The organism is Mycobacterium cajalii, assembly GCF_045809005.2.
Taxonomy (GTDB): Bacteria; Actinomycetota; Actinomycetes; order Mycobacteriales; family Mycobacteriaceae; genus Mycobacterium.
In genome coordinates, this window is the sequence record NZ_CM141436.1 from 1106134 (window position 1) to 1118526 (window position 12393).

11 protein-coding genes are annotated in these 12393 nt (G+C 70.7%); 8 read left to right on the forward strand and 3 right to left on the reverse strand.

The features are described from left to right. Positions 1–38: 38 nt before the first annotated feature. Both ACJ512_RS05360 and ACJ512_RS05365 read left to right on the forward strand, forming a co-directional pair. The gene (locus ACJ512_RS05360) at positions 39–344 is read left to right on the forward strand and encodes a hypothetical protein (RefSeq protein WP_407689286.1); all 306 of its coding nucleotides are present in this window, start codon (positions 39–41) and stop codon (positions 342–344) included. 2 nt (positions 345–346) lie between these two features. After that, on the forward strand, positions 347–1741 hold the full coding sequence (locus tag ACJ512_RS05365) for a hypothetical protein (protein WP_461479986.1): 1395 nt from the start codon (positions 347–349) through the stop codon (positions 1739–1741). Between the two features lie 5 nt (positions 1742–1746). Here ACJ512_RS05365 and ACJ512_RS05370 read toward each other — a convergent pair whose 3' ends face one another. Genes ACJ512_RS05370 through ACJ512_RS05380 form a run of 3 tightly spaced genes read right to left on the reverse strand, consistent with a single transcriptional unit; the run spans position 1747 to position 3932 of the window. Next, positions 1747–2790: an LLM class F420-dependent oxidoreductase gene (locus ACJ512_RS05370; protein ID WP_407688757.1), complete on the reverse strand. Its 1044-nt coding sequence runs from the start codon at positions 2788–2790 to the stop codon at positions 1747–1749. 46 nt (positions 2791–2836) lie between these two features. Beyond that, positions 2837–3688, reverse strand: a complete 852-nt coding sequence (locus tag ACJ512_RS05375; protein WP_407688756.1) for a dienelactone hydrolase family protein — start codon at positions 3686–3688, stop codon at positions 2837–2839. A 49-nt stretch (positions 3689–3737) separates the two neighbouring features. Further along, a complete protein-coding gene (locus ACJ512_RS05380; protein WP_407688755.1) occupies positions 3738–3932 on the reverse strand; it encodes an Rv1535 family protein in 195 nt (64 codons plus the stop codon). Positions 3933–4581: 649 nt separating this feature from the next. On the opposite strand from ACJ512_RS05380, the gene glmS reads away from it, so the two are divergent. The 6 genes from glmS to alr all read left to right on the forward strand — a co-directional run bounded on the left by glmS (position 4582) and on the right by alr (position 12349). Next, positions 4582–6459: a glutamine--fructose-6-phosphate transaminase (isomerizing) gene (glmS, locus tag ACJ512_RS05385; RefSeq protein WP_407688754.1), complete on the forward strand. Its 1878-nt coding sequence runs from the start codon at positions 4582–4584 to the stop codon at positions 6457–6459. Positions 6460–6562: 103 nt separating this feature from the next. After that, positions 6563–7402, forward strand: coding sequence for a DUF4436 domain-containing protein (locus ACJ512_RS05390; RefSeq protein WP_407688753.1), 840 nt, complete (start codon positions 6563–6565; stop codon positions 7400–7402). A 99-nt stretch (positions 7403–7501) separates the two neighbouring features. Beyond that, entirely contained in the window at positions 7502–8179 is a 678-nt protein-coding gene (locus ACJ512_RS05395; RefSeq protein ID WP_407688759.1) for a rhomboid-like protein, read from the forward strand. Positions 8180–8228: 49 nt separating this feature from the next. Then, entirely contained in the window at positions 8229–9677 is a 1449-nt protein-coding gene (locus tag ACJ512_RS05400) for an NAD(P)H-hydrate dehydratase (protein WP_407688752.1), read from the forward strand. A 6-nt stretch (positions 9678–9683) separates the two neighbouring features. Continuing rightward, the gene (locus ACJ512_RS05405; RefSeq protein ID WP_407688751.1) at positions 9684–11081 is read left to right on the forward strand and encodes a glutamate decarboxylase; all 1398 of its coding nucleotides are present in this window, start codon (positions 9684–9686) and stop codon (positions 11079–11081) included. A gap of 101 nt (positions 11082–11182) precedes the next feature. Beyond that, on the forward strand, positions 11183–12349 hold the full coding sequence (gene alr, locus ACJ512_RS05410; RefSeq protein WP_407688750.1) for an alanine racemase: 1167 nt from the start codon (positions 11183–11185) through the stop codon (positions 12347–12349). Positions 12350–12393: the final 44 nt, after the last annotated feature.

Here is a 12393-nt window from a genome sequence, read left to right on the forward strand (position 1 = left end):
GCCGGAACCCCGGCGCCGCCCCCGGCGTCGGAATAGGCATGAGACAACGTAGTTCTGCCGAGGTCGACGTGGCGGCGGTGCACCGGGTGGCCGACCGGTTGGGGGCGGCCGCCGAACTCATCGACGGCGCCGTGGGCGAGCACCTGGCCAGGCTGGCTTTCGGTGGGGCCGCTGCCGGACGCGCCTACACCGCGCGCGGTGATGCCCTGCGGGCCGGCCTCCAGCGCCTCGTGACCGAGCTGTCGCAGTGGTCGCGGGCCTCGGCGGCCGTCGCCGTGGCGCTGCGGGCCAGCGCCGAGCGCTACGCCGATGCCGAGCTCTATGCCGCCAGGCGGATCGCCTGACCATGACCGGCCGGTTGGACGTCACCGGGCGCCTCGCCGACGGCCGGCTCGCGGTCGAGCACACACAGACCTACGTGCGGGCCTGTCGCGCGCTCGGCTACCAGGAGCCCGACCTGACGACGCGACCGTCCCAGATCCGCGACTGGTACGACAGCGAACAGGGCCTGGACCTGCACGCGCTGGACCGCGACTGCGCGGAACTGCGGGCGGCGTCCGCCGCGGTCGCCGAAGGCCTGCGCATGCAGCGGGCACAGGTGGACGAGCTGGCCGCGGCGTGGACGGGCCCGGGCGGTGCGGCCGCGGTCGCCTTCCTGCAGCGCCATTGCGATGCCGCCGGCGCCGTGGCCGCCGAGATCCGCGCCGCGGCGCAGCGGTGCGAGTCGCTGCGCGACAACCTGTGGTACCTGCTCGACTCGAAGGTCGCCACCGCCATCGCCGTCGATGACCGTACGCACGCGCAGCAAGCCGCGTGGTTGGCCGCCGCCGCCGCGGTCGCCACCGGGACCGGCGATCGGGCGGCCGAGCAGATCGTTCGCCAACAGATAAACCCCTACGTCGACAACGACATTCGCAACGACTGGTTGACGGCGATGCGTTCGACCGGGGCGGGGATCGCGGCGTCCTACGACATGGTCATCGACAAGATGGCCGCCGCGCCGGCGGTCTACTTCGAGGTTCCGGGTGACTTCGCGCCGACCTACCAACCGGCCCCGCCGGACCCGCCGGCCGTGGCGGCCGCGGTCGCGCCCGCCGCCGCGGTGCCCGCCGCCGCGGTGCCCTCCTTGCCGGCCGACCCGCCGCCGGGCGCTGCCACGGCGCCCGTGGCGCCGGCCGACCCGCCGCCGGGCGCTGCCACGGCGCCCGTGGCGCCGGTGCCGGACTGGGGAGCCGCGCTCGGTGACCCGGCGGGTGCGCCCGCCGGCGGTCTGGGCGGCGGCCTGGGCGGTCTGGGCGGTTTGAGTGGGCTCGCGGGGCGGATCGTCGAGGCGATGAGCGGGTTGCTGGGTTCGGCCGGTCAGCTCGCCGACCCGTCGGCGCTCGACGACGCACTGGGCGCCGCGGACCCGTCCGGCATCGACGATCCCTTCCACCCCGACGACGGGGGTGACGACGCCGACGAGCACACCCACGGCGGCGAGATCGAAGACGTCGACCAGTCGCGCGAAGACGACCACGACCAGCCCGGCGATCCGACTCGAGGCGGGGACCAGGCCCAACCCGGTGACCAGGGCCAACCTGTCGACCAGGTCCCACCGGTCGATGCACCGGCGCCGGCGGCCGGGCCGCCGCCCGCCGCGCCGGTGGCGCAGCCGGTCGATGCGCCGGCGCCCGCGGTGGACGAGGCGTCGACGCCATGTGAGATCGCCGCCGACCAGCTGCCGCAGGCGGGCCGGTGAGGAGTTCAGGCGGGTCGCAGCTCGAGCAGCTCCTCGACATGACGCACCGATTCCGCGGGATCGGCGCTCACGGGGCTGACCAGCAACGTCGTCACGCCGGCCTCGGCGAAGGCGGCCAGGCGTTCGGCGACGAAACCGCGGGGGCCGACCAGCGAGATCCCGCGCACCAACTCGTCGGGCACGGCATCGGTGGCCTCGCGCTTACGGCCGGACAGATACAGGTCTTGAATCCGATCGGCGACCTCACCGAACCCATACCGGGTGGCGAGGTTGTGGTAGAAGTTGCGGCCCCGGGCGCCCATCCCGCCGAGGTAGAGGGCCAGCTGCGGCTTCACCCACCCCAGCCGCTCTTCGACGTTGTCGCCGATGGCCAGCGACGTGTGGACCATGACGTCCAGCGGCCCCAGCGCGGGATCGCGTTTGGCGGCACCGGCGGCCAACGCCTCGCCCCAGACGGACGCGGCCTTCTCCGGAAGGTAAAAGACCGGCTGCCAGCCCTCGGCGATCTCGGCGGTCAGCTCCACGTTCTTCGGCCCCAGCGCGGCGATCGTGATCGGAATGCGTTCGCGCACTGGGTGATTGATCAGTTGAAGAGGTTTGCCCAGGCCCGTGCCGCGATCCTGCGGGACCGGGATCTGATAGTGCTTGCCGGCGTATTGCAGCCGTTCGCGCCGCCACACCTTCCGGCAGATCTCCACAACCTCCCGGGTGCGGCCCAACGGCGCGTCGAACTCCACACCGTGAAATCCCTCGATCACCTGGGGACCGGAGGTGCCGATGCCCAGGCGGAACCGGCCGTCGGACACGAAATCCAGCCCGGCGGCTGTCATCGCCAGCAGCGACGGGGTCCGGATGTAGAGCGGAACCACACCCGAGGCCAGCTCCACCGTGTCCGTCTTGGCGGCAAGGTAGCCGAGCTGGCTGATGGCGTCGAAGGAATACGCTTCGGCCACCACCGCGATGTCGAGGCCGGACTTCTCCAGTTCGACGATGCGGTCGACGGCCTGGTGAAAGCCGCCCGAATAGTCCAGAGCGATCCCGATGCGCATGCACGACAGATACCACGACGGTCGCGGCCCGCTGCGGCGGCCCGCGCTATTTCAGCAGCGCGACAATCTTTTCTTCCAGCGAAACCGGCGGAGCCTCGGGGTCCACCTGGTCCGTCTTGGGTAGGTGCACCTCCGGGTCGGCGAACGCGCGATAGGCCTTGTCACCGCCAAGCGTGCAGAGCAGGTACCCGGTCAGCAGCGCCCGTACCGAGCGCTGCGTGCGCCGGTGCGAGCCCGCCAGCCCGAAGGCCTTGGGCAGTCGCCTGCCCTCGGCCAGCCCCCTGGGTTCGGCCTTGCGGACGATGCGCAGCGTGGCCGACTCCCATGCCTGCGACAGTGCCAGCGCGTTGGAGTTCAGCGACGCGGGTTCTCCGGGCGCGGTCAGAATCAGGCCGGGGACCTTCAGCGTCGCGGCCGGCTCCTCGGCCGGGGGACTGGTCACCGTCGGGAAGATCGCCGCCACCGCACCGGCCGGCTCGCCCGCCATGCCGGCCATGCCGGCCGCGGCGAACACGGCGGCCGACCCCCCGAACCCGTGGCCCGCCAGGCCGAGCTTGGCGGGGTGGACGCTGATCTTGCCCGGCCCGAGGCGGACCCCCGCCATGATGTCGAGCGCGGTACCCAGATCGAACGCCAGGTTCAGCACCGACGGCGCCACGCCACGCTCGGTGTCCGGGGCGCCGGCCACGATGCCCCACGACGCCAAATGCTCCAGCAGACCGTGGTAGCGGGCCGCGCCGGTGAGCCAGTCGTGACCGAACGCCACGCCCGGCAGGTTCAGCCCCGCCTCGGGGGTGTACACCACACCCGGCAGGCCCGCAAAAGCCAGGTCACCGCGCAAAACCCGATGCGGGCCACGGCGGCTGAGGGTCGCGACGAGCTTGCGGATGCGGGCCACGCGTCGACGTTAGCGCACCGCGGGGCTGCTCCGGGCGCCTCCGCGGTCGCTACGCCAGCACCTCGATGACCCCCACCCGCCACAGCGCCGCGTAGAGCTGGCGCAGCGGAATGCTCAACACGCGGGCGGCGGCGTCCACCAGCGGGTCACCGCCGCCGACGATCGGCGACCTCCGGCGCGGCCGCGGCGGCGCCGGGGCCTTTTCGGTGGTGTAGAGGACTTCGTCGTAGAGCACAGCAGTCATGGTTCTCTCCTCGAAGCGCGGGCCGGTGGCCGTTTCGGCGCGATCCGCTGCGAAATTCTCCATTTGCATTTGATTGCGATGGCCCATCTCCGGTTTGCGTGTCGCGAAACATTTGCTGAACACAAATCTTCGGAATGGCGCCCGGTGCGGCATCTGCGCTGCCGGGTCGTCAGCGTCGATGTCGGCCGGCGAAACTCACGGTAAAAGTGGGGTTACCGGGTGGTGTACGATGACGTATGCGATAAGCGTTGAAAAGCACTGTGATTCGACTTCCGAATCGCACAGAACCCATGCTTTCGTGGTCAGGCGGGCGTCAACTCCGTCGTCCTTTCCGCTGTTTCCGGCATGTCCGCAGCGCCGGCGTCCAGCCGCAGAGCGCCACCTGGTCGGTGCCGCTCATTCGACTGTTCGGTAGTTGCCAGCATTCGCTGATATTTCGCACCTTAAGGGCCGGCGGCGCGCGTTCGATGAAGCCGTCGAAAACGTCGGAAATACATCAGGTGACGAACGCACGTTTTTCATGAGGTCGATATGAACCCACCCGCATCGGCCACGGCGCGCCGCCGGCCGCGCTATGCGGGGCATCGGTACACTCCGCCCGCCGCGCGCGTCACCGCCCCGACGGGGGCGCTGCACTACCCTGGGATGGATGTGCGGAATCGTCGGCTACGTCGGGCAGCGGCCCGCCCACGAGGTCGTCATGGACGCGCTACGCCGGATGGAGTACCGCGGCTACGACTCGGCGGGCATCGCCCTGGTCGACGCGGACGGCCGGCTCACCGTGCGCCGCCGCGCCGGCCGGCTGGCCAACCTGGAGCAGGCGGTGGCCGAGATGGCCGCGTCGTCGGAGGCGTCGCTGGCCGGCACCACCGGCCTCGGCCACACCCGCTGGGCCACCCACGGTCGACCCACCGATCGCAACGCCCACCCGCACCGCGACGCCGCCGGCAGGATCGCCGTCGTTCACAACGGCATCATCGAGAACTTCGCGCCGCTGCGCCAGGAGCTGGAGGCGGCCGGGGTGGAGTTCGCCAGCGACACCGACACCGAGGTCACGGTGCACCTGGTGGCGCAGGCCTACCGCCACGGCGACACGGCCGGCGACTTCGTGGCCTCGGTGCTGTCCGTGCTGCGCCGGCTGGAGGGCCACTTCACGCTGGTGTTTGCCAGCGCCGACGCGCCCGGCACCATCGTCGCCGCCCGGCGGTCCACCCCACTGGTGCTCGGCATCGGCGACGGCGAGATGTTCGTCGGCTCCGACGTGGCGGCGTTCATCCCGCACACCCGCCAGGCCGTCGAACTGGGCCAGGACCAGGCCGTTGTGCTGACCGCGCACGACTACCGGATCACCGACTTCGACGGCAACGACGACGCCGCCAACGCTCGCGAGTTCCACATCGACTGGGACCTGGCCGCCGCCGAAAAGGGCGGCTACGAGTACTTCATGCTCAAGGAGATCGCCGAGCAGCCCACCGCGGTGGCCGACACCCTGCTCGGGCATTTCGTCGACGGCCGCATCGTGCTCGACGAACAGCGGCTGTCCGATCAGGAACTCCGCGACATCGACAAGGTGTTCGTCGTCGCCTGCGGCACCGCCTACCACTCCGGGCTGCTGGCCAAGTACGCGATCGAGCACTGGACCCGGTTGCCGGTGGAGGTGGAGCTGGCCAGCGAGTTCCGCTACCGCGACCCGGTGCTGGATCGCAGCACGCTGGTGGTCGCCATCTCGCAGTCCGGGGAGACCGCCGACACCCTGGAAGCGGTGCGCCACGCCAAGGAGCAGAAGGCCAAGGTGCTGGCGATCTGCAACACCAACGGCTCGCAGATCCCCCGCGAGTGCGACGCGGTGCTCTACACCCGCGCCGGCCCGGAGATCGGGGTGGCCTCCACCAAGACCTTCCTGGCCCAGGTCACCGCGAACTACCTGGTCGGCCTGGCGCTGGCGCAAGCCCGCGGCACCAAGTACCCCGACGAGGTCGAGCGCGAATACCGTGAGCTGGAAGCGATGCCCGACCAGGTGGCCCGCGTGCTCGCGACGATCCGGCCGGTGGCCGACCTGGCCTACCGGTTCGCCCAGTCCTCGACGGTGCTGTTCCTGGGCCGCCACGTCGGTTATCCCGTGGCGCTGGAAGGCGCGCTCAAGCTCAAGGAACTGGCCTACATGCACGCCGAGGGGTTCGCCGCCGGCGAGCTCAAGCACGGCCCGATCGCGCTGATCGAGGACGACCTGCCGGTCATCGTCATCATGCCCTCGCCCAAGGGTCAGGCCACGCTGCACGCCAAGCTGCTGTCCAACATCCGCGAGATCCAGACGCGCGGCGCGGTCACCATCGTCATCGCCGAGGAGGGCGACGACACCGTCCGCCCGTACGCCGACCATTTGATCGAAATCCCTTCGGTGTCAACACTTCTGCAACCTCTACTGTCGACCGTCCCGCTGCAGGTGTTCGCGGCGTCGGTGGCGCAGGCCCGCGGCTACGACGTCGACAAACCGCGCAACCTGGCCAAGTCCGTCACCGTGGAGTAGACACCGGCGCGCCGCCTCGCTTTGGCCGTACGGCCGGAGTGCACCCGATCGGTGAACTACATTCCTCGGGGACGGTTCGCCAGGCATACAAAAGGGGAGCAGCATGCGGTCGGCGGTCGGCAGGTTCGGCGTCGTGGGTCTGGTCGTGGGCATCGTCGTGGCATACGTGGCGGCGGTCGCGCTGTATGCCACCGGCGGCGAGGGCCGCCAGCGGGTGGTGAGCCCGCCCGGCGGCGAGGCGACGACGGCGACGATGAATGTCGAAGACATCCAGTCGAATTACAGCGTGCTCGTCGCCAACCTGACCGTGGTTCCCGGCTCGGCGCTGTTGGACCCGCAAACCCACCACCTCAACGAGGACCTCAGCCTGCGGGTCAGGTCGGTGGCCTCGCCCACGCGCCGCACCTGGACCAGGGGCATGCTTCCGGGCACGTTCCCCGTTCCGCTGACCATCGCCGGCGAGATCGAACGGTGGCCCTTCGACCACTACCGCTCGGGGCCCGTCGAGGTCGAACTGTTCCGCGGCGACCATGCCGAGCCCATCCACGTGCCGGTGAAGTTCGTCAACCACCTCTCCGGGTGGGAGGTCGCCGCCGGTAGCCACAACGGGCACGGCCCATACCGGGTGAGCCTGCAGCGATCGCTCAGCACGGCGGCGTTCGCCATCGTCATCCTCGGTGTCCTGATCACGATCGCCGTCCTGGCCCTGGTCGTGGCGATCCAGACGGCTCGCGACCGGCGGAAGTTCCAGCCGCCCATGACGACCTGGTATGCGGCGATGCTCTTCGCGGTCGTGCCGCTGCGCAACGCGCTTCCCGGCTCGCCGCCGTTCGGTAGCTGGATCGACATCACGATCGTCCTTTGGGTGCTCGTGGCGCTGGCGGTCTCGATGTCCCTCTACATCAATTGCTGGTGGCGGCACCTGCGGCCGGACAACCCCTAGGTGGCTGGTGGCCCGTTTGCCGTGGTTTCACGGCGTGGCGCCGGGCATGCGAAGGTTGACGTCGTGGCGGATACATCGGTGCGGACGCGGGCGCGGAACATGGCGCTCGCGGTGTGGCATTGGGTCAGCGACGCGCCGCTGACCTACGGCTGGCTGCTCGTGCTGACGATCACTACGCTCATCCAGAGCCACCTCACCGGCAAGCAGTTGCACGCGGTTTTGCTGCACCGTTCCACCAACATCCACGAGCTGGGCTCCGATCCGCTCGACGTGCTGTTCTCGAGCCTGTTGTGGATCGACGGCAAGAACCTGGAACCGTACCTGCTGCTGTTCAGCCTGTTCCTGGCGCCGGCGGAACACTGGCTGCGCCAGCTGCGGTGGCTCACCGTGGGGCTGACCTCCCACATCCTTGCCACCTACATCGGCGAGGGCATGCTCTACTTCGCGATCGAGGAGCACAGCGCGTCGGAAAGGCTGGTGTTGGCCCGCGACATCGGGGTCAGCTATTTCCTGGTCGGCGTGATGGCCGTGCTGACCTATCACATCGCGCGACCGTGGCGCTGGGGCTACCTCGGGGTGCTGTTCATCATCTTCGGTTTCCCGCTGCTCACGATGAACCGCGTCGAACTCAACTTCACCGCGATCGGGCACTTCGCGTCGATCCTCATCGGGCTCTGCTTCTACCCGCTGACGCGCACCAAGGGCGGCGCGCAACTGGGCCCGGCCAAGCTCAGGGACGCGCTGCGGCGGTTCCGCTCCGGCGAGGCTTCTGCCTGACGGAGTCCTGACCAAGGCCCGTCGGCGCCGGCACGTAGTGTTGGCTTCGATGCGGCATTACTACTCCGTGGACGCGATCCGCGACGCCGAAGCGCCCCTGCTGGCCGGCCTGCCCGACGGCGCCCTGATGAGGCGCGCGGCCTTCGGGCTGGCCACCGCGATCATCGCCGAACTCGTCACCCGCACGGGTGGGGTCGCCGGGCGCCGGGTGTGCGCGGTCGTCGGCTCCGGGGACAACGGCGGCGACGCGCTGTGGGCGGCGACGTTCGTGCGCCGCCGCGGCGCGGCCGCCGACGCGGTGCTGCTCAACCCCGACCGCGCCCACCCCAAGGCCCTGGCGGCATTCCGCAAATCCGGCGGTCGTGTCGTCGAAAAAGTCTCGCCGACAACCGATCTCGTCATCGACGGGGTGGTGGGCATCTCCGGGTCGGGGCCGCTGCGGCCGGCCGCGGCCGAGGTGTTCGCCGGCCTGGCCAGGCCGGGCGCCGACGCCATCCTGGTGGTCGCCGTCGACATTCCCAGCGGGATCGACGTGATGACCGGGGCGATCACCGGTCCCGCCGTGTGCGCCGCGCTGACCGTCACCTTCGGCGGGCTCAAGCCGGTGCACGCGCTGGCCGACTGCGGCCGCGTCGAACTCGTCGACATCGGCCTGGACCTGCCGGGCCCCCCGGACGTCGAGGCGCTGGGGTTCGAGGCCGCCGACGTGCTGGCGCGCTGGCCGGTGCCCGGGCCCAACGACGACAAGTACACGCAGGGCGTGACCGGCGTGATGGCCGGTTCGTCGACCTACCCGGGCGCCGCCGTGCTGTGCACCGGCGCCGCCGTCGCGACCCACTCCGGCATGGTCCGCTACGCGGGCAGCGCGCACGCCGAGGTGCTCGCGCGCTGGCCCGAGGTGATCGCCTCGCCCACCCCGGCCGAGGCCGGGCGGGTGCAGGCCTGGGTCGTCGGGCCCGGCTTGGGCACCGACGCGACCGGCGCCGGCGCCTTGACGTTCGCGCTGGACACCGACCTGCCGGTGATCGTCGACGCCGACGCGCTGACCATCCTGGCGGAGCGGCCCGAGCTGGTGGCCAACCGCGCTGAAAGGGGGGCGCCGACCGTGCTGACCCCGCACGCCGGGGAATTCGCCCGGCTGGCCGGCAGCGCGCCCGGTGACGACCGGGTCGGCGCCTGCCGCAAGCTGGCCGACGAGTTCGGTGCCACGGTGCTGCTCAAGGGCAACGTCACCGTCATCGCCGACCCAGGCGGCCCGGTCTACCTCAACCCGGCCGGGCAATCCTGGGCCGCCACCGCGGGCTCGGGCGACGTGCTGTCCGGGATGATCGGCGCGCTGCTGGCGGCGGGCCTGCCGGCCGCCGAGGCGGCCGCGGCGGCCGCCTTCGTCCACGCGCGCGCGGCGGCGTCCTCGGCCGCCGACCCTGGACCCGGCGACGCGCCGACGTCGGCGTCGCGCATCATCCCGCACGTCCGGGCCGCCCTGGCCGCCTTGTAGAGCTTTATGGAAAGGAACCCCGTGCCCCACCACCCGTCCATGCCCGCGCACGCGATCGCCCCCGCCTACACCAACCGCCTGTTCACCGCCCCGGTCCCGGCGCTGCGCCTGCCGGACGATTCGATGAGTCCCGACGCCGCCTACCGCTTCATCCACGACGAGCTGATGCTCGACGGCAGTTCGCGGCTGAACCTGGCCACCTTCGTGACCACCTGGATGGACCCCGAGGCCGGCAAGCTGATGGCTGAGACGTTCGACAAGAACATGATCGACAAGGACGAGTACCCGGCGACCGCGGCCATCGAGCAGCGCTGCGTGTCCATGGTGGCCGACCTGTTCTACGCCGACGGCCTCAACGACGCCGACCCCTCCAGCGCCTGCGGGGTGTCGACGGTCGGGTCCAGCGAGGCGGTCATGCTGGGCGGGCTGGCCATGAAGTGGCGGTGGCGGGCGAAGGTCGGTAAGGGCTGGGAGAAGCGGACCCCGAATCTGGTGATGGGTTCCAACGTCCAGGTGGTGTGGGAGAAGTTCTGCCGCTACTTCGACGTCGAGCCGCGCTACCTGCCGATGGAGAAGGGCCGCTACGTGATCACCCCCGAGCAGGTCGTCGACGCCGTCGACGAGAACACCATCGGCGTGGTGGCGATTCTGGGCACCACCTACACCGGGGAGCTCGAGCCCGTCGCCGACATCTGCGGCGCACTGGACAAGCTCGCCGCCGGCGGGGGCGTGGACGTCCCGGTGCACGTCGACGCCGCCAGTGGGGGATTCGTTGTGCCGTTCCTGCATCCGGAGCTCAAATGGGACTTCCGGCTGCCGCGCGTGGTGTCGATCAACGTCAGCGGCCACAAGTACGGCCTCACCTATCCCGGCGTCGGCTTCGTGGTGTGGCGCAGCAAGGAGTACTTGCCGGACGAACTCGTCTTCCGGGTCAACTACCTCGGCGGGGACATGCCGACGTTCACGCTGAACTTCTCCCGTCCCGGCAACCAGGTGGTCGGCCAGTACTACAACTTCCTGCGGCTGGGCCGCGACGGCTACAGCAAGGTGATGCAGGCGCTGTCGGGCACGGCGCGCTGGCTGGCCGAGCAACTGCGCGTCAGTGACCGTTTCGAGGTGATCTCGGACGGTTCGGCGATCCCGGTGGTCACCTTCAAGCTCGCTGGTGACTGCGGCTACAACGAGTTCGACGTCTCCCACGAGCTGCGGACCTACGGCTGGCAGGTGCCGGCCTACACCATGCCCGACAACGCCACCGATGTGGCGGTGCTGCGCATCGTGGTGCGCGAGGGCCTCTCGGCCGACCTGGCCCGGTCGCTGCACGACGACGCCGTGTCGGCACTGACCTCGCTGGACAAGACCAAGCCCGGCGGACACTACGACGACCAGCACTTCGCGCATTAATCTCCGCGCCCCGAAAGTGTGACCGCCGACGCATTTCCCGAGTGGCGGCCCCGGCAACTGCACTTTCGCGGCATTCTGCGGGTTCTGGGACAATATCGACCGTGTCCATCACCCCGCTGTCCCTGACGCCGGGCGTCCTCGGCGAGGCCGTCGTGGACCTGGGCGCCATCGCGCACAACGTGCGGGTGCTGCGCGAGCACGCCGGCCACGGGCAGGTGATGGCCGTGGTCAAGGCCGACGGCTACGGCCACGGGGCCACCCGGGTCGCGCGCACGGCGTTGGCCGCGGGAGCGGCCGAGCTGGGCGTGGCCACCGTCGACGAGGCGCTGCAACTGCGCGCGGACGGGATCACCGCCCCGATCCTGGCGTGGCTGCACCCGCCCGGCATCGACTTCGGGCCCGCCCTGCTGGCCGACGTGCAGGTCGCCGTGTCCTCGCTGCGCCAGCTCGACGAGTTGCTGGACGCGGCGCACCGCACCGGTCGCGCGGCCACGGTGACCGTCAAGGTCGACACCGGGCTGAACCGCAACGGTGTACCCCCCGCGCAATTCCCGTCGCTGCTGACCGCGCTGCGCCGCGCCGGCGCCGAGGACGCCGTGCGGGTGCGTGGCCTGATGTCGCACATGGTGCACGCCGACCAGCCCGACAGCGCCATCAACGACGCGCAGGCCCGACGGTTCCGCGAGCTGCTCGCGGCGGCGCGCGATCAGGGGGTGCGGTTCGAGGTCGCCCACGTGTCGAACTCGTCGGCGACGATGTCGCGGCCCGACCTGGCCTTCGACCTCGTCCGGCCCGGCATCGCCGTGTACGGCCTCAGCCCCGTACCCGCGCTCGGCGACATGGGCCTGGTTCCGGCGATGACGGTGAAATGCGCTGTCGCCCTGGTGAAGCCGATCCGCGCCGGTGAGGGCGTGTCGTATGGCCACACGTGGGTCGCCGACCGGGACACCAACCTGGCGCTGCTGCCGATCGGCTACGCCGACGGGGTGTTCCGGACGCTGGGCGGACGCCTGGAGGTCCTGATCAACGGCAGGCGGCGGCCCGGCGTCGGGCGGATCTGCATGGACCAGTTCCTCGTCGACCTGGGCCCCGGGCGGCCCGACGTGGCCGAGGGTGACGAGGCGATCCTGTTCGGGCCGGGCGGCGGCGGCGAGTCGACCGCACAGGACTGGGCCGACCTGCTCGGCACCATCCACTATGAGGTGGTGACCAGCCCCCGGGGACGCATCACCAGGACATACCGCGAGGCCGAAACCGTTGAGCGATGACCGAATCCGTCGGCGCCACTGGGGGAGGGCCTGGTTTGCGGGAG